Source organism: Paraburkholderia sediminicola, assembly GCF_046026675.1.
In the GTDB taxonomy this organism is placed as follows: Bacteria; Pseudomonadota; Gammaproteobacteria; order Burkholderiales; family Burkholderiaceae; genus Paraburkholderia; species Paraburkholderia sediminicola_F.
Window position 1 is genome coordinate 4,278,317 of the sequence record NZ_JAQQEY010000001.1, and the last position, 17,722, is coordinate 4,296,038.

Here is a 17,722-nt window from a genome sequence, read left to right on the forward strand (position 1 = left end):
GACGGTCTCCGTATCTGGAAAGTCGTAACTGACTGAATCTGAATCAGAGGATGGCGGCGACGCTGGTCAGCCCCACGGTCGTGCCGTTCGACAGCACGAGGCCCGGCGTACCGCTGCTCTGCATGACGACGCTTTGCACCGTCGCGCCCGCGAGCGTCGTGGCTGTCGCCTGCTGGCCGTTGATTGTGCCGACCGCGCTGATCGTGTAGGTGCCGTCTGGCAGCGTGTTGCCGGCCGAATCGGTCGGCGTCCAGCCCACCGGAATCGTGCCCGCCGACTGCTTGCCGAGGTCGATCGTGTTGACGATCGTGCCCGCCGAGTTCTTGACGACCACCTGCAGATCGCTCACCGAGTTGGCGAGCTGCACGCCGAACGCGCCAGCCTTGCCGCTCGCAACCGACACCGAGCTGCCCGGCGCGAGCACGGTCGAGCCGATCAGCAGCGCGGCTTGCGACTGCTGGCCTGCCGACATCTGCGTGGCCAGCGAGGTGAGCGTCGTGTTCAGCTGGCTGATGCCCGACACCGTGTTGATCTGCGCCAGCTGCGAGGTCATCTGCGAGCTGTCCATCGGATTGGTCGGATCCTGATTCTTCAGCTGCGCGACGAGCAGCTGCAGGAAAGTATTCTGCAGATCGGTCGCCGAGGTGCCCGACGTGCTGCCGGTGGAACTGGTCGAGCTCGAGGCGCTGCTCGTGCCGTTCATCGTATCGAGCAGCGTTTGCGACACGTTCGTGCCGCTGCTGCCGATGGTGGTGTTGGTGGTCAAGGAATTCTCCTCAGGTTCCGATCGTGAGCGTTTTCAACATCAGTGTCTTGGCGGTGTTCAGGGTCTCGACGTTGGCCTGGTAAGAACGCGAGGCCGAGATCATGTTGACCATTTCCTGCACCGGGTCGACGTTGGGCAGCGTGACGTAACCGTCCGGGTTGGCCGCCGGGTTGCCGGGGTCGTAGGCGGTCTTCATCGGCGTCGGGTCGTCGACCACGCCGGTGACCTGCACGCCACCGATCTGCTGGCCCGAGCCCGTGCGCGCACCGCCGATCGGGCTGACCGCGAACACGACCTGCTTGGCCTTGTACGGCTGGCCGTCCGGACCGGTCGTGCTGTCCGCGTTGGCGAGATTCGACGCCGTCACGTTGAGCCGCTGCGACTGCGCTGACATCGCGGAGCCTGCAACACCAAAAATGTTCATCAAAGATGGCATGTTTCCTTCCCTCTCCTATGTCGATCGGAGTTGGCGCTTTAGCGCTTACTCCGATCCCATGCAACGCAGTTGCACGGTTCGACCCGGCTTCAAGTTAAATCCCGTAGCGATTGTTCCTGCGTACTGCGTATCTGGTACTGCGCCGGTCGTGGTGCCGGCTATTTACGAGCCCGACTGGATTGCCGCGAGCATCGTCTTGATCTGGCCCGACAGCACCGTCATGCCCGATTCGAAGTGCAACGTGTTGTCCGCGAACTGCACCCGTTCCGTATCGATGTCGACCGTGTTGCCGTCGAGCGCGGGTTGCGTCGGAATGCGGTACTGCAGATTGCCGTAGTCGTCCGGCGTGCCGCCGGTCGGCGTCAGCGTCGTCTTGCCGGACATGTGACCCGGCGCGGTCGACGCCATCGACATGCCGCTCGTCACCCCTGCGGGCTGCGTCATGGCGAGCGTCGAGTTGTTCGAGGCGCCGGTGCCCGCACCGCCGCCGGTCTTCTTCAGCGCGCCGGCCAGCGACGAAGCGAAGTCGACGTCGCGCGCCTTGTACCCGGGGGTATCGGCGTTGGCGATATTCGACGACAGCAGTTCCTGCCGGTAAGCGCGCACATCGAGCGCCTGGCGGCCAAAGGCGAATTCGGCATCGAGTTTGTCCAGCATAGAAATCTCCGGAGAACGTTCCCGAGGCTTCCCGTTTGCGCCGCGCTGTGCCTCGCATGAGGACTGCGTCGGCCGGGAAGACCTTTTTGTATGAAGTGCATCTTATGGGCCGAACGCAAGTGGCAATCGAACGAATAACCGGGAAAGGGGGCTTCTATTCAACGTTTGCGCAATGGGGGCGCTCACTAGAATGCAAGGCGTACCGAGGCATTCGATGGAGAAACACGATGGACCAACCCACCTTCGATCTGACGCACCGCGCAAGCTGCGCGGCGGCGCATCGCGTGGGTAAGGGCGCGGTGCGGCGCGCTTCGCGCGGTGCATCCCGTCTCCTGACTCGCCTTATCGTGAACCTGGCGGTATGGGTCGCCGGCGGCATCGTGCTGCTGCCGACCACGACACAGGCTCAGCAGGCTCAGGACGCCGGTGGCCCGATCGTGATTCCCGGTCCGGGCGAAAAGAATCCGGCCGCGCTCAACGATCTGGCCGCGCAGATGCAGGCAACGCCCGCGAAACGCACGGGCTCCGCTGCGACGCTCGCCGCCGCTACCGCGCAGTCGCTGACGCCGGGGCCACTCGCGCGCGACGCCGATCAATTCACGCGCGCCGCCAATGCGAGCGGCTCGATCGTCATTCCGGGCGCGGACGAGCCGCCTGCTGCGCCGCAGATGATCCGTACCAGTTTCAAGCCCGACGCGAACGGCGTCGTGACGATTCCCGCGCCGGGAAGCGCCAATGTGGCCGCGGCCGCAACTAATCCGGCGGCCGGGATTGCACGCGTCAATGTGGCGCCGGGCTCGCGTCAGGTCGTGCCGGTTGTGGTGACGCCGGCGCCGTCACTCAATGCCGGGCGGCAAACCGGAGGCGTGCAGTCGGTCGTTGCCAATGCGCCTAACGGCGTGGCCGCCGGCACGCCAGCGTCCGCGTCCGGTGGCTTCGACAGTCTTGCTTCGCGCGGCGAGCCGCCGCAATTGGGCGCGAACGGTAAACCCGTCGCGATCACGGCGGTAGCCGCGCCGACACCCGCGCCATTGCCGACACCGCCTGCCACCATCGCCCGCACGCTATCGATGCGCCAGGCGCCGCCGGCTGTCGCGCAACAGAATCTGCGACCCGCAGCCGTGGCGCAACCCGTCCCGCTGGCCGGCCAACAAGACTCCGAGGCGATTCGCAGTGCGGCACTCGCCTTCCTGCAGCAGCAATCGGCGGGCTTGCCCGGCAAGGTCGAAATCACCGTCGCGCCGGCGTTTCCGCGCGGGCTCGCGGCCTGCACGATGCTCGAACCCTTCATGCCCAGCGGCGCGCGCCTGTGGGGCCGCATGACCGTCGGGGTGCGTTGCGCCGGCGAACGGCCGTGGACCATCTATCTGCAAGCCCGCATTTCGTTGCGCGCCACCTACTATCTGGCCGCCCGCGCAATGGCGCCAGGCGAAGTGTTCACCGCCGCCGACCTCGTTGCGCGCGACGGCGACCTGACCGGTTTGCCGCAAGCGATCGTCACGGACCCGTCACAGGCAGTCGGCTCAGTGTCGCTCGTGCGCATCGCCGGCGGCATGCCGCTGCGCCGCGACATGCTGAAAAGCGCGTCGTCGGTATCGATCGGGCAAACGGTGCGGGTTGTCGCGGCGGGCGACGGTTTCGCGATTTCGGCCGAAGGCAGCGCGATGAACAACGCATCACCGGGCCAGCAGGTACGGGTGAAGACGGCCAACGGCCAGATCATCTCCGGCATCGTCAAGGATGGTTCGACGGTGGAGATCCAGCTGTGAAGCGGTCCGGAACCAAGCCCGGCAGGCCGTCCGCCCGCGTGGATTCACACGCGACGGCCGGTACGGCTGGCGAAGTGAATGTCGGGCCCGTCGTGGGGCCGGATCGTCTTGAAAGACGAGGCAAAACCTGGAGCGATTGCGCTAAAGTTTTGATCAGTGGTTGCCGTTATCAAGATCAAATCGTTCAGGAAGCCCATCGTGAAAGTCGATTCCACAACCAATTCGAATCTGCCGACGTTGAAAGACGCCCTGTCGCGCTCACAGCAAAGCGACGCGACGACCGCGAACAGCAACGCGCAGAGTGCGGGCACGACCCCGCAGACCACCACCAGCGGTTCGGGCGACGCCAGCGTCAGCCTGTCGGGTCTGTCGCAGCATCTGCGCAGCCTCGCGGCGTCCGGCTCGGCCGATATCGACACGGCGCACGTCGAGTCGATCAAGACAGCCATCAAGGATGGCTCGCTGAAGATCGATTCCAGCAAGATCGCCGACGGCGTGCTGAATACCGCGCGCGAACTGTTGCAAAGCAAAACCTCGTCGACCGGCAACTAATCGACGCATCGAAGTACGGTGAATTGCCGGGCGGCATTCGACAAACCCGGCTCGCGAATCATGCGCGAGTCGTCGTGTTCAGCGAGTTGTTGAGATGAAAGACGCCCTGCTTGCCACCCTCATCGAAGAATATTCGGCCGTCGAGGCGTTCGCCTCGATTCTGACGCTCGAGACCAAGGCGCTGACTGCCCTGTCGCCGCTGGAACTGCTGCCGCCGATCGTCGAGAAGAAGACCGAACTGATCGGCCTGCTTGCCAGGCTCGAGACCGCCCGTGACACGCTGCTCGCGGAAATGGGCCTTCCGACCGGCTGGCCCGGCATGGAGCTTGCCGCCAGCGCGGATGCGCGGGCGGCCGACCAATGGGCGCTGCTGCAAAAGGCCGCCGAACGGGCGCGACGCTTCAATACGAGTAACGGTGAACTGATCCGCGTGCGAATGGACTACAACCAGCGCGCGCTAACGGCGCTACAGGTGGCCGTGCCGCAGAAGGCCGGTTTTTATGGACCGGATGGCCGGATTCCTGCGCGTCCCGCCGCCTGACGATTTTGCTGGAGCGGCGCGTTTCCCGCGCCGACGCAATTGAGTGGATTGCTTTGAACAAAAAGGGCTCGTCTTTGACGAGCCCTTTTTGTTTTCCCCTTCCCGCGTAGGGCGCCCACGCCCGCCTCCAACGCGCGTTAGCCATCCGGCCAGGTAGCGCGAAATCCTCCACCACGTTGAAATCACGGCTTCCCCACTGGGCCTATCCGCCGTCACGTGCAGCTTTCAAGGCTGCCTTTGACGAACCAGGCAGAACGTTACCCACTCGCGAGGTTGTGTAATCGTGTGTATGATTCGAGGAGTGCAGTATGCACAGTGCCGAGGTCGCCAAAGTGATTCAAGCCGATGGTTGGCGGCTGATCCGCATATCCGGCAGCCATCACCATTTCCGGCACGCGGTAAAAGCCGGTCTCGTGACCATCCCGCATCCGAAGAAAGATCTTCCGCCCGGCACACTGAACAGCATCTTGAAACAGGCGGGCCTGAAATGAAAAACCTGATTTTCCCGATCGCGATCGAACCTGGTGACACGCATCACGCGTTCGGCGTGGTCATTCCCGACATTCCGGGTTGTCATTCGGCGGGCGATTCGCTGGAAGAAGCCTACGCGAACGCGAAGGAGGCGATCGAGGCGCATCTGGATACACTGCTCGACGAAGGGTTGCCGATTCCCGAACGGCTGACGCTGGACGAGCATCGGCGTAATCCAGACTATGCGGGTTTCACGTGGGGTTTCGTGACAACGCGGAATATTCCGGCGTTGAAGAAGGCGGTGCGCATCAATATCTCACTGCCTGAGGCGCTGGTTCAGGATATCGACGCTTACGTAGAGGCGCGTGGCATGTCGCGTTCGGCATTTCTCGCGCTGGCCGCGGAGCATGAGATGGCGGACGCGTAACAGGAGAGAAAACCAGGCGGACGTTTCGCGCACCGCCGGCCATCCATCTCAGCTCAGTTCAAGTCGCCTCGGCGTTCGCCCAGGCCATTTCGCGCAGGCGCGTGCGCAAGCGCGCCACCGCCTGGCTGTGCAACTGGCACACCCGCGATTCGCTGACTTCCATCACCGCGCCGATTTCGCGCAGGTTCATGCCGCGTTCGTAGTACAGCGACATCAGCAGCTTCTCGCGCTCCGGCAGGCGATCGATCGCCTCGACCAGCGCCGAGCGCAGGCTATCGTCCATCAGCGCCGACAGCGGGTCCGAATGATCGACGCAATAACGGTCGAGAAACGGTTCGTCGTCCGCGGAACGGTCGAAGTCTTCGTAATAGATCAGCTGGCTGCCATGCAGATCCTGAAGCATCGACTGGTACTCGTCGAGCGGCATTTGCAGATGCTCGGCGATCTCCGTTTCGCTCGCCGAGCGGCCCAGATTCTGTTCGACCTTGTGAACGGCAGACTCAACTTCGCGCGACGTGCGCCGCAAGCTGCGCGGCAACCAGTCGTTGCTGCGCAACTCGTCGAGCATCGCGCCGCGAATCCGCTGGCTGGCGTAAGTCTCGAACTGCGCGCCCTGGTCTTCCTTGTAGCGGCTCGCCGCGTCCAGCAGTCCGATCATGCCGGCCTGGATCAGGTCGTCGAGATCGACGCTTGCCGGCATCTTGGCAACGAGCTGCAAGCCGAGGCGACGCACGAGAGGCGCGTACTTCGTCAGAACTTCGGCTTGGGAAATCTTTCCCTGAGCGTTATACATCGTGCTCCCCTTGTCCTTGTGCCGCCTCTCAGGCGTGCTGCGCAGACGGTTGGTCGGCGTGTTGCGCCGCTGTAACTGTCGCAGGCGCCATCCAGGGCGTTTGCGACGACATCGCTGGCCGCATTGGCCAGTACTGCAATTCGGCGGCAAGATGCCGGAAGTCGCGCGCGGCCGGTGTCGATGGGAACGCATCAACGACACACCGCGACAACTCCAGGGCTCGCGCCATCCGCACATCGGCGGCAATGCAACCGGCGTCTTCCAGCGCCACCGTCAGGTAGCGTCCAGCCACGCCGGCCAGATTGACAAAAGCGGTGTGCGCGTCTTCCACGCTCTGTACGTGGTTCACCAGCACGCGAAACTGCGCAGTGGCGTGCGCGTAGTGCAGACGCTTCATGCACGCGTACGCCTCGGTGATCGCTTGCGCGGCCACTCTCGTCACGATCATCAGGTCGTGCGCCTGCATCGCGAGGGGCGACAGGTGGCCGTGTTCGTCGAGTTGCGCATCGATCAGCACGATGTCGGCGGAACCACGCAGCAGCACGTCGAATTGCGCGGCCGTACGGCCTTCGCGGTTGTTGCGCGAGGCAGCCAGCACGGAGAAGCCCAGCGCGTGGCGCGCGGCGGCATCGTCAAGCGTCATCTCGCCGCGCATCACCGCCGCAAAATTACCAGCGCCGCGCGCGCCGCCGAGCATCGTGCTCACCGATTTGTCGCCGAGGCACTCGTCGATCACCAGCACGTCCTTGCCTTGCTGCGCGAGCGCCGCGGCGAGGTTCACTACCGTCGTCGTACAGCCGACGCTGGCCGAGCCACCGGTCACCGCAATCACGCGCGAGCCGCTACGAGCCAACAGCCGCCGCAGTCCTTCTGCCTGATCGGACATGAACTTATCCAAAGCGGACCTCGTGCAGTTCGGCCGTCGAACGCGCCGACAGCGCGGACAGCAACGCCGGAATGTCGTCGTCGTGCGGCACGAATGGGGAGTTGTCACGCGGGATGCAGAACGTACTCTTGATCAGGAATTTCTTCGTTGCGACGTACAGGTTTTCCGGCACCTTCTGACCGGTCGACACGTAGTGCACCGGCAGCTTGTAGCGGATCACCGTATCGAGCACGCCGCCCAGATTGGTGGCTTCGTCGAGCTTCGTCAGAATGCAGCCGGCGAGCGGCTGTTGATCCGGCGCGCGCTGATAGGCCTGCACGACTTCATTCAGCGTGTCGCCGTGGCTCGTCGCGTTGAGCAGCAGGAGACGCTGCACCGGCTGACCTGCACGGCACAGCATAGCGATCTGGTCGGAGACCAGACGGTCGCGCTGGCTCATGCCGATCGTGTCGATCAGCACGATATGCTTGTTGCGCAATTCGGAGAGCGCGAGTTGCAGATCGCCGCCGTCTTTCACCGCGTGAACCGAGACACCGAGAATCTTGCCGAAGATGCGCAGTTGTTCGTGGCCGCCGATCCGGTAGCTGTCGGTCGTGAGGAGCGCCACCTTGCTGGCGCCGAAGCGCATCACGCAGCGCGCGGCGAGCTTGGCGGTGGTCGTGGTCTTGCCGACACCCGTCGGGCCCATCAGGGCGAACACGCCGCCGCGCTCCATCAGCGCGTCTTCGTCTTCCATCACCGGCAGGTTCGATTCGAGCACCGAACGCACCCACTCCATGCCGCCTTCCATGTTGTCGACGTCGTCGGGCAGGTTGTCGACGATCATCTGCACGAGCTGCGCCGAGAAACCGGCGGCGAACAGATGCTTGGTGAGCGCGGCGCGCGTCGGGCTGCGGCGCTGGCGATCGCCCCACAGGAGGCCGGCAAAGTGTTCTTCCATCATCCCGCGCATCGACGACAGCTCGCTCATCACAGTGTCGTTGACGACCTGCTCCATGCGCGTCTTGATCGCTTCGGCGACCGAAGCGGGCGTGCGGGCGTCGTCGACGGCCGGCAGCGATGCGGCCACTTTCTGAGCGGCGCGGCGCGCGGCGAGTTGCGCGCCTTCACGGGCCCACTCGGGCGTATCGGTGACTTGCTGTGCGGCCGGTTGCGAGGCCCGTTGGCCGGCTTCCACTGCGGCGCCGAGGCCCTTGGCCATGGCGGCAGCGGGTGTCATCGCTGCGGGGCGCGCGCTGTACGCACCTTGCTGTTGCTGTTCGGCGGCGATGCGGCGAGCGTGGTCGATCAGCCAGGGATTCGATTCGGCCATCGTGCGCGGCGCTTGAGCTTCGGCGGCTTTGAGCAGATCGGCACGGATGTCTTCGGTGAGACGCGTCGCCGCAGCGCGGGCGCTGGGTTGCTCGGTGCTGACCGGTTGCGGCAGCGACGCTGCAGCGGGTGCGGCCAGCGCCGCCCTGGGCGCGTTCGGCAGCGTGGCCTTCGGTGCGGCAGGGGCGGCGGCGGACTTCGCAGCTGAGCCTGAAGCAGCAATGGCGGTGTGAACGGCGCTAACGGCATTCGGCGTCATGTTCTCGGCGCCCGCTTCCGGGCTTGCGCCGAACACCGACGAGAACACATCGGGCATGCCGCTCGCATACGGATTCGCTTGCATCATCGGATTGGCGCGCGGTGCGGCGAGCGCGGGCTGTTGTCCGGCCATGGCATTCATCGGCGCGGCCAGCGGTGCGCCTGCGCTACCGCGCGGCGCTTTCGGCGTGATGGCGGCGAGGTCGCTATCGGCCAGGGCGACGATCTCGACGCTGCCGTCTTCCATCGTGCGGTTGGACAAAACGACGGCATCCGGGCCCAAGGCTTCGCGCACGAGACGCAGAGCATCGCGACTGGTAGCACCGACAAATTTACGAATGTTCAAGCTGGACCCCCGATGAGGTATACGGACTTACTGACTAACGGATCGGCAACATACCGCTTCCCATTGAGATCATTATTGCGAAACCCGTCGAGTGACGATCGATGGATAAAGACCGTTAAAGGCGGGCAATTCGGGCGATGGAAACGCACATCAATTGACACGCGCGGCGGTTTGAAACGGGCTCCCCGGCGGCCTATGGCGGCGCTTTCGCGGACGCAGCATGACCTCCGCCGGCCGCTTGCAGCGCGAAAAGTTAGGCGCGGAAATGAAAACCGGCGCTCGAGGAGCGCCGGCGGAAGCCATCGGTCTGGAACGGCTGCGGCTACCTGGCAGGCTTAGCTGCACGGGGTTTAGCCATGCGCCCCGATCAGATTCACCACCTTGATATTGCGCGTATCCGGCACTTCGGCATAAGACAGCACCTTCAACTGCGGCAGGCTGCGGCGCAGGAAGCGCGCGAGCATCGGCCGTAACGCATGCTGCACCAGCAGCACCGGCGACAGCCCAAGGTTCTGCTGACGCGTCATCGCCTTCTGCGTTTCGTTCAACAGCGTATGCGCGAGGCCAGGTTCGAGGCCCGGATTGGCGCCCGTGGAAAGCGCCTGCGACAACACCCGCTCCAGATTCGAATCGAGGCCCATCACCTGCATGTCGCCCACACCCGGGAACCACTGCTGCGTAATCGCACGGCCGAGCGCGAGGCGCACGGCGGCGGTGAGATCGTGCGCGTCGGTAACCTTCGGCGTGTGTTCGGACAGGGCTTCGAGAATCGTGCGCATGTCGCGGATCGGCACGCCTTCTTCCAGCAGGTTTTGCAGCACCTTTTGCAGCGTGGTGAGCGGCAGCGACTTCGGCACCAGATCGTCGACCAGCGACGGCGTGTCCTTCTGCATCCGCTCCAGCAGCGCCTGCACTTCGCGGCGGCCGAGCAGTTCGGACGCATGCATGACCACGAGGTGATTCAGGTGCGTGGCCACCACCGTGCTCGAATCGACCACCGTGTAGCCGTACACCTGCGCCTGTTCGCGCAGATTCGTGTCGATCCAGATGGCCGGCAGACCGAACGCCGGATCCTGCGTCGGCGTGCCCGGCAGCGCGGCGGACACCTGCCCCGGGTTGATCGCCAGCCACTGCCCCGGATACGCTTCGCCGACGCCCACCTCGACGCCCTTCAGCGCAATCCGGTAGCCGTTCGGCCGCAATTCGAGGTTGTCGCGAATATGGATCACCGGCGGCAGGAAGCCGATTTCCTGCGCGAACTTCTTGCGGATGCTCTTGATCCGTTTGAGCAGTTCGCCGTCCGAGTTCTTGTCGACGAGCGGAATCAGCCGGTAGCCCACTTCGAGACCGAGCGTGTCGATCATCGTCACGTCGTCCCAGCTGGCTTCGGTATTCTCGACCGGCGCGAGCGTAGCCGGTGCGACGTCGACCAGTGTTGCGCTGTTCTTGCGGGCTTCGCTGCGCTTTTTCATCGTACGGCCGAGCTGGATCAGGCCACCACCGAGGATCAGAAACGCGAAGTGCGGCATGCCCGGAATCAGGCCCATCAACACCAGAATGCAGCCGGTGATCACCAGCACGCGCGGGTTCGTGAAGAGCTGGCCGGTCAGCTGCGTGCCGATGTCTTCGTTGGTCGCGACGCGTGAGACGATCACACCGGCCGCCGTTGAAATCACCAGCGACGGGATCTGTGCGACGAGGCCGTCACCGATCGTCAGCAGCGTGTAGGTCTTGCCCGCGGACGCGAAGTCCATGCCATGCTGCACCATCCCGACGATCAGCCCGCCGAAGATGTTGATCACCATGATCAGCAAACCGGCGATCGCATCGCCGCGCACGAACTTGCTGGCGCCGTCCATCGAACCGTAGAACTCGGCTTCCTGGGAGACTTCCAGACGGCGCTTGCGGGCTTGATCTTCGTTGATGAGGCCGGCGTTCAGGTCGGCGTCGATCGCCATCTGCTTGCCGGGCATCGCATCGAGCGTGAAGCGCGCGGACACTTCTGCGATCCGCCCCGCGCCCTTGGTGATCACCATGAAGTTGATGACCATCAAAATGACGAAGACGACGATACCGACCGCGAAGTTGCCGCCCACGAGGAAGTGGCCAAACGACTCGATCACCTGGCCCGCCGCGTCCGGGCCGGTATGGCCTTCGAGCAGCACGACGCGGGTGGAGGCCACGTTCAGCGACAGGCGCAGCAAGGTCGAGAACAGCAGCACGCTTGGGAAAGCGGCGAAGTCGAGCGGCTTCATCGTGTACATGCTGACGAGCAGCACCATCACGGAAAGCGCGATATTGAAGGTGAACAGCAGATCCAGCAGAAACGGCGGCAACGGCAGAATCATCATGCCGAGGATCATGCAGATCAGCACCGGCCCGGCGAGGGCGCGCAAATTGGCGCCGCTCAAGGCATCCGGCCGTCGGGACAGGAATCCGGCGCGAGCGTTCATGCGGAGGCTCCTGAAGCGTCGTCGTTATCGGGGTTAAGCACGTCGGCGGCTTCCTGCTCGGCTTCATCGTCCGGCACGCCGCCCTTGTCGAGGTCCGCCGGCACGTCGAACTCGGTCGGTGCGACCGGCGCGACGCCGCCTTCGGTGTTGAAACGCCGCAACTGATACACCCAGGCAAGCACCTCGGCGACCGCGCCATAGAGCGGGCCGGGAATCTCACGGTTCAGATCGACGTTGTGATACAGCGCACGCGCGAGCGGCGGTGCTTCCAGCAGCGGCACATTGTTCTCGGCGGCGATTTCTCGAATCCGCGCGGCCACCAGGTTCACGCCCTTGGCGACCACCTTCGGCGCGCGCATCTCGCCGTCGGTGTACTGCAGCGCGACCGCGAAGTGCGTCGGGTTGGTCACCACCACATCAGCCTTGGGCACGTGGGTCATCATCCGGCGGCGGGCAATGGCGCGCTGCTGCTGGCGAATCCGGCCTTTGACGTGCGGATCGCCTTCGCTTTCGCGGTGTTCGCGCTTCACTTCTTCCTTCGTCATGCGCAATTTTTTGTGGAACTGCCAGAGTTGATACGGCACGTCCAACGCGGCCACGACGAACATGCCCGCGACGGTCATGCCGCAGCACACCGCGATCAGATGCACGGTGTTGGCAAGCGCCAGTTGCAGCGGCTGGGTTGCCAGCGCGAGAACTTCCTCGCGTCGATTCCAGAGCGCCGAGCCGCCGATGCACCCGACTACCAGCGTCTTGGCGAGCGACAGGCCGAGCTGAACCGGTCCGTTGATCGAGAATATTTTACCGAGCCCTTCGATCGGATTGAGCCGGTTGAACTTAGGCTCGAGGCCTTTCGACGACAACTGCCAGCCGCCCAGCGCCATCGGCGCGAGCAAGGCGGCAGCGCCGGTGAAGGCCAGAACCGGCAGCAGCGCATAAAGGCCCTCGCGGCCTGCTGCGCCCGCGCCGATCAGCATGCGGCGGGTTTCGAACACGGTGGCGTGGTCGAACGTGAAGGACGCTCGCAGCATGCCCTGCAAATGCTCGCCGATGCTGTCGGACATGCCCCAGACGCCGAAGAATCCCGCTGCCAGCAGCGCAAACGTCGACAGCTCCCGCGAACGCACGATCTGCCCTTCCTCACGCGCCTTCTGCAGGCGCCGGGGAGTGGCTGATTCGGTTTTTTCGAGGTCGCTATCCTCTGCCACAAATGCTCTCCAGTCGGCTGAGGCACGGCGCCTCTTTCCAGTGAGAGCGATTATTCCCGCTCGACGCAAGCGACGATCGGCGGATAAGGGCGGAGAAAGGGGGGTATTTCGAGGGATGGAGCGGCCGGCAAGCAGCGCGGCGGGGCTTGCTGGCTGGGCTCGCAGTCGGCTCCGCCCGAGCGATGGCGCGCGGGCTAAGGGAGGCTGGCGACCGGCTGCAATCCAGCGCGGTGCCAGAGGGGCGATTGGCTAGCCGTGGCAAGCGGCGCCGCCTAAGGCTAGCGGACACCCGAGCCGTTTCGCGCGGGTGTCCAACCAGTCCTTATGCGCAGGACGTGCGCCTTAGAAGCCGACGTAAGGCGTCTGACCGCCGCTCAACGTCTGATCGATGCCGTAGTAAACGTGACGGCCATAAAAGAACGGTAGACCCAGATCGAAGCTGCTGCTGCCGCCGATCTGCCCGGCCAGATCGTTGAACGCATAGTTGCTGCTGTTGCTGAACAGCGTCGACGCGCTCAAGATGCCGATGCTGACGCTCGCCCTCGTGCTGCTCACGCCGCCCAGCGTAATCGACCGGGTTTGCGCGGACGACGGGCAATAGAACCCGGCGAAATTACTGCCGCACTGCGCGAGCGAGTTGTCGGCGAAGAAGTACGCATTCGACCCCGAGTCGAAGAACGCCTGCACGGTCGTACCGTTAAAGACGCTGTTGTTCATGTTGCCGAAGGCATCGGTGGTGAAGGTCTGCGTAGCCGCCAGCGCATTGTTCGACTGCGTGCCGATCCCGAACACCAGCGTGCCGGTGGCCGACGCAGCACCGGTATTCGACACCGGCGGCATCTGCACGATCACGCCGTTGTTGTCAGCCGTGAAGTTGGCGACCGGATTGGCAACCTGCTGGTTGAGCGGCACCGCGGTACGGGCGCAGGAGGTGCCGCCCGGACACGCGAAATAATTGCTGTAGTTGGCGGCGGTTGCCGCGTTCTGGCAGGTCGCGCCGCAATCGTTGGGCGCAGTGCCGATGCCGAGAATGCCGTTGGCGCCGAGATCGCTGACGGTGTTTTCCGCGGAGCCGCTGCCGCAACCGGGCGAGGGCACCGTGCTCGACGCCTTGTCGCCGATGATCTGTATCGGGATGCCCGCGGCCGTCGTTTCGCCGCCGATCTGTACGGTCGCGGTGCGCACCGTACCCCACGTGTAGCCGTCGGCGAAGGTCGCGCACTCGGCGAGTTGCGCGCCGCTGGCCAGGGTACTGATCGGCAACCCACCATTGAGCAACGAACTATTGAGTACCGAACTGACCAGACGCAGCCCGAACGAACCGGTATCGACCTGGATATTGCTGATGGTCTGACAGTTAGTCGTCGAGCCTGGCGCGCATACGGTCACGCTAACCGTCGGAATATTGATGACGCCGTTCACACCCCGCCCGACCGTAATCGGCACGGTGTTCGCCGCCGTCGCAGCGATCGGTTGCTGGGTTGGGCTGGCCGGCAACGAGCCGCCGTTCAGCGTGGTCGACGAATTGTTGCCGGAACTGGAGCTGTCGCCGCCGCCACCGCCACCGCAGGCGGCAATCACCGACACCAACGCCACGGCCACGACGGCCTGCACCCAGCCCCTGAGCTTCACAGCACTTTGCATGGTTCGCATCGTTCGTCCTCGCCCTTACTGGATGTCGGAACCGCTGACGCCGGCCGGCAACGCCGGCGGCAACCAGGCCTGACCGCTGAACGCGCCCATGTGGCCGCCGGAGCGGACCACGAGGCTGCTCTGGTCGACCGCAACGGGGCCACGACCGCCTCCACGCGCCTCGCGCGCGGCTTTCACGCCAGCGACGTACTGCGAGAAATAGCTGCCGAGCAGATCGTTCAGATCCGGCATTTGCGGACCATGCCACGCGATGCCGAAGACCGAACCGTCCGCGGCGAGGTATTCGCGCACCACCGTGCCGTTGCCGAGCGTAGTTTCACGCACGGTGTAGGACGCCGAAGCCGAGGTGGAAGAAGCAGCGCTCGATGCAGAACGCATCACGCTTTGAGCCGCCGTTGCCGAACTGGTGCCAGGCTGCACGGTGCGGGAAGAAACTGACGCATCCGTAGGCGGTGACATCGGGGTGCCGCCCAATCCCGCATACGCGGACTGCACGGCTGATAGTGAACAGGGTAATGCAAGCGCCATAACGAACCCGGCGCGGCGTACGCGACTCCACATGACAAGGCTCCTCCCGAGCTGCTGCTGCTCGGCTCACACCTCGTGCGAACCGGCCGCATGTATGCAGATCATACGGCACCGCTGCGATCGCACTCTGGAGGGATGCCTCACGGTGCCACCGACCGGTGACTGTCTCTCACCGGAATGCCATGCCGCTGCTTGAGTCCGTAGTATGCCTGTGGTTTGTGTCGGCAGACAGCAGGCGCACGCCGGAGCGTAGCCTGCGTCCCACACCGATCAGGGTCCGGCGGTCCTGCCTCGCGCCCTTGCCGGTGGCCGGCAGGTCAGAAGCCGAGGCTCGCCAGCAGATCGTCGACCTGCGACTGGTCCTGCACCACGTCCGTCTTGCCTTCCGGATTGATCTGCGGACCGTTCAGCAGATGTTCGGGGCTGCCAGTAGACGAAGGCTCGGCCGCCAGTGCCGCCGCATTCGCCGCGAACTGCTCGCGACGCTCGAGCGCGATGTTCTCGACCAGCACGCCGAGCAGCTGCTGCTCGATCAGGTACACGACATCAGTGATCTTCTTGATGACCTGCCCGGTCAGATCCTGGAAGTCCTGCGCCAGCATGATCTCCATCAGCTGCGCGTTGGTCGCGGTGGTCGCCTCCGGCACGCCGCGCAGAAAGGTGCGCGTGTCGTTCATCAGCGCGCGCACTTCCTCGCGCTCGATCGGCGCCGCGTACCACTGCTCCCAGCGCGCGTCGAGTTCGCCGGCGTCTTTCTGCAGTTGCTCCTGGATCGGCTTGGCGACGTCGATCGATGACAGCACGCGCTCGGCGGCCTGCTCGGTCATGTTCGCGATGTACTTAAGACGGTCGCGAGCATCGGGCACGGCTTCCGCCGCACGCTCGACATGCTTGTCGATCCCGAGCTCACGCATCGAGTCACGCAGCGTACGCGTCAGTTGTCCGATACGGGCGAGGATGCGGTCAGACGCGAGGTCGCCGCTCTCGGTCGCCGCTTCGGCGCCTTGCGCGTTGGTCGGCAGAGTCACATCAGCTCCCGGCTTTCGCCATCTTCTCGAGAATCTTGTTGAGCTTCTCGTCGAGCGTCGCAGCCGTGAACGGCTTGACGACATAACCGCTCGCGCCGGCCTGAGCCGCCGCGATGATGTTTTCCTTCTTCGACTCGGCCGTCACCATCAGCACCGGCAGATGCGTCAGGTGGGCGTCGGCGCGGATTTCCTTGAGCATGGCCAGACCGTCGAGGTTCGGCATGTTCCAGTCGGAGATTACGAAGTCATACGTACCGCTGCGCAAACGCGCGAGGCCGGCCTGACCGTCTTCCGCTTCGTCGACGTTCGAGTAGCCGAGCTCTTTGAGCAGGTTGCGAACAATCCGGCGCATCGTCGGAAAGTCGTCAACCACCAGAATCTTCATTCCCTTATCCATTTCATTCCCTTTGCTTGATCCATGATGCGGCGCATGACCGCCAGTTCATTCCGATGCGTGTCGACCGAAGTTGGCGTTTCAGCGCTTACTCCGGTCCCGTGCAAAGCGCTTACTCCGGCCCATGCCCGGCGCTCGCCGTCAGGCCCGCGCATCATACCCGCTGTACGCGGTCGCCCATTGACGACAGACGCGCCATCACGCGTCGGCTCATTTCCGGCAGTGAAGCAATTTCGTCCGCGGCGCCGAGCGCAATTGCTTCGCGCGGCATGCCGAATACGATACAGCTCGCTTCGTCCTGTGCAAGGGTATACGCCCCCGCTTTTTTCATGTCCAGTAGTCCGGCCGCGCCATCGCGCCCCATTCCGGTCAGGATCACGCCTACCGCATTCTTGCCCGCGTGCTGCGCAGCCGAACGGAACAGCACGTCAACCGACGGACGGTGCCGGTTGACCGGCGGTTCGTCCGACAGATGCGCAATATAGTTCGCGCCGCTGCGGGCCAGCAACAGGTGAGCGTGCCCGGGCGCGATATACGCATGTCCCGGCAGTACGCGTTCGCCGTGCTCTGCCTCTTTAACGGTAATCCTGCACAAACCATTAAGGCGTTGCGCAAAAGATTTTGTGAAACCCGGCGGCATATGCTGCGCGATCAGCACGGCAGGCGCATCCGGCGGCAGCGGAACCAGCACTTCGCGGATCGCTTCGGTGCCGCCCGTCGACGCGCCGACAATAATCAGCTTCTCGGTACTGAGCAGCGGATTGTTGAAGAGCGGCGCGGCGGCGGCGGCCGCATGCGCCGCATGCGTGGCCGCGTGCTGCACTGGTGCGGCCTGGCGCACGCGCGCGCGGGCCGCGGCGCGAATCTTGTCGGCGAGCTTTTCCGAGTAGTCGAGCATGCCGTCGCGAATCCCGACCTTCGGCTTGGTGACGAAGTCGACCGCGCCCAGTTCAAGCGCGCGCAGCGTGATTTCATTGCCGCGCTCGGTCAGCGACGACACCATCACGACCGGCATCGGCCGCAGACGCATCAGCTTCTCGAGGAAGTCGAGACCGTCCATGCGCGGCATTTCGACGTCGAGCGTCAGCACGTCCGGGTTGTGCTGCTTGATGAGATCACGCGCGACCAACGGGTCAGGTGCGGTCGCCACGACGGTCATGTCCGGCTGGCCGTTGATGATTTCCGTCATCAGGCTGCGGATCAGCGCCGAGTCGTCGACGCACAGTACTTTGATCTTTTCCACAG

18 protein-coding genes are annotated in these 17,722 nt (G+C 64.3%); 5 read left to right on the forward strand and 13 right to left on the reverse strand.

From position 1 onward, the window contains the following. Positions 1–43: 43 nt before the first annotated feature. The 3 genes from flgD to flgB all read right to left on the reverse strand — a co-directional run bounded on the left by flgD (position 44) and on the right by flgB (position 1,859). Positions 44–766 (reverse strand): flagellar hook assembly protein FlgD, encoded by a 723-nt coding sequence (gene flgD / locus PQQ86_RS18865; RefSeq protein WP_408269595.1) that lies wholly within the window; start codon positions 764–766, stop codon positions 44–46. Between the two features lie 10 nt (positions 767–776). Further along, complete coding sequence (flgC, locus tag PQQ86_RS18870; RefSeq protein ID WP_054038463.1) at positions 777–1,202, reverse strand: flagellar basal body rod protein FlgC; 426 nt, start codon at positions 1,200–1,202, stop codon at positions 777–779. Positions 1,203–1,364: 162 nt separating this feature from the next. Next, on the reverse strand, positions 1,365–1,859 hold the full coding sequence (gene flgB / locus PQQ86_RS18875; RefSeq protein WP_097390687.1) for a flagellar basal body rod protein FlgB: 495 nt from the start codon (positions 1,857–1,859) through the stop codon (positions 1,365–1,367). A 227-nt stretch (positions 1,860–2,086) separates the two neighbouring features. On the opposite strand from flgB, the gene flgA reads away from it, so the two are divergent. The 5 genes from flgA to PQQ86_RS18900 all read left to right on the forward strand — a co-directional run bounded on the left by flgA (position 2,087) and on the right by PQQ86_RS18900 (position 5,619). After that, positions 2,087–3,628, forward strand: a complete 1,542-nt coding sequence (gene flgA / locus PQQ86_RS18880; protein WP_408269599.1) for a flagellar basal body P-ring formation chaperone FlgA — start codon at positions 2,087–2,089, stop codon at positions 3,626–3,628. A gap of 198 nt (positions 3,629–3,826) precedes the next feature. After that, positions 3,827–4,180, forward strand: coding sequence for a flagellar biosynthesis anti-sigma factor FlgM (flgM, locus tag PQQ86_RS18885; protein WP_408269602.1), 354 nt, complete (start codon positions 3,827–3,829; stop codon positions 4,178–4,180). Between the two features lie 94 nt (positions 4,181–4,274). Then, complete coding sequence (locus PQQ86_RS18890) at positions 4,275–4,721, forward strand: flagella synthesis protein FlgN (protein ID WP_408269604.1); 447 nt, start codon at positions 4,275–4,277, stop codon at positions 4,719–4,721. 308 nt (positions 4,722–5,029) lie between these two features. Further along, a complete protein-coding gene (locus PQQ86_RS18895; protein WP_408269607.1) occupies positions 5,030–5,212 on the forward strand; it encodes a type II toxin-antitoxin system HicA family toxin in 183 nt (60 codons plus the stop codon). Beyond that, the gene (locus PQQ86_RS18900) at positions 5,209–5,619 is read left to right on the forward strand and encodes a type II toxin-antitoxin system HicB family antitoxin (RefSeq protein WP_408269609.1); all 411 of its coding nucleotides are present in this window, start codon (positions 5,209–5,211) and stop codon (positions 5,617–5,619) included. Before PQQ86_RS18895 ends, PQQ86_RS18900 begins: the two co-directional genes overlap by 4 nt. Positions 5,620–5,677: 58 nt before the next feature. On the opposite strand, the gene PQQ86_RS18905 is transcribed toward PQQ86_RS18900, so the two are convergent. From PQQ86_RS18905 to PQQ86_RS18950, 10 genes are all read right to left on the reverse strand, one after another. After that, entirely contained in the window at positions 5,678–6,412 is a 735-nt protein-coding gene (locus tag PQQ86_RS18905) for an RNA polymerase sigma factor FliA (RefSeq protein ID WP_408199886.1), read from the reverse strand. Between the two features lie 28 nt (positions 6,413–6,440). Beyond that, complete coding sequence (locus tag PQQ86_RS18910; protein ID WP_408269612.1) at positions 6,441–7,310, reverse strand: MinD/ParA family ATP-binding protein; 870 nt, start codon at positions 7,308–7,310, stop codon at positions 6,441–6,443. Then, complete coding sequence (flhF, locus tag PQQ86_RS18915; protein ID WP_408269615.1) at positions 7,303–9,213, reverse strand: flagellar biosynthesis GTPase FlhF; 1,911 nt, start codon at positions 9,211–9,213, stop codon at positions 7,303–7,305. The genes PQQ86_RS18910 and flhF overlap by 8 nt, the downstream gene beginning before the upstream one ends. A 350-nt stretch (positions 9,214–9,563) precedes the next feature. After that, positions 9,564–11,666 (reverse strand): flagellar biosynthesis protein FlhA, encoded by a 2,103-nt coding sequence (gene flhA / locus PQQ86_RS18920; RefSeq protein WP_408269618.1) that lies wholly within the window; start codon positions 11,664–11,666, stop codon positions 9,564–9,566. Then, positions 11,663–12,874 carry a flagellar biosynthesis protein FlhB gene (gene flhB, locus PQQ86_RS18925; protein WP_408269621.1) on the reverse strand — a complete coding sequence of 404 codons (1,212 nt, stop codon included), beginning with the start codon at positions 12,872–12,874 and terminating at the stop codon, positions 11,663–11,665. The genes flhA and flhB overlap by 4 nt, the downstream gene beginning before the upstream one ends. Positions 12,875–13,216: 342 nt before the next feature. Next, positions 13,217–14,527 (reverse strand): DUF3443 domain-containing protein, encoded by a 1,311-nt coding sequence (locus tag PQQ86_RS18930; RefSeq protein ID WP_408269624.1) that lies wholly within the window; start codon positions 14,525–14,527, stop codon positions 13,217–13,219. A gap of 15 nt (positions 14,528–14,542) precedes the next feature. Next, a complete protein-coding gene (locus PQQ86_RS18935) occupies positions 14,543–15,088 on the reverse strand; it encodes a DUF2844 domain-containing protein (protein ID WP_408269626.1) in 546 nt (181 codons plus the stop codon). A gap of 284 nt (positions 15,089–15,372) precedes the next feature. Beyond that, on the reverse strand, positions 15,373–16,083 hold the full coding sequence (gene cheZ, locus PQQ86_RS18940; protein WP_097390699.1) for a protein phosphatase CheZ: 711 nt from the start codon (positions 16,081–16,083) through the stop codon (positions 15,373–15,375). Position 16,084: 1 nt separating this feature from the next. Further along, positions 16,085–16,480 (reverse strand): chemotaxis response regulator CheY, encoded by a 396-nt coding sequence (gene cheY / locus PQQ86_RS18945; protein ID WP_054038493.1) that lies wholly within the window; start codon positions 16,478–16,480, stop codon positions 16,085–16,087. 151 nt (positions 16,481–16,631) lie between these two features. Beyond that, positions 16,632–17,720 (reverse strand): protein-glutamate methylesterase/protein-glutamine glutaminase, encoded by a 1,089-nt coding sequence (locus tag PQQ86_RS18950; protein ID WP_408269630.1) that lies wholly within the window; start codon positions 17,718–17,720, stop codon positions 16,632–16,634. Between the last annotated feature and the right edge of the window lie 2 nt (positions 17,721–17,722).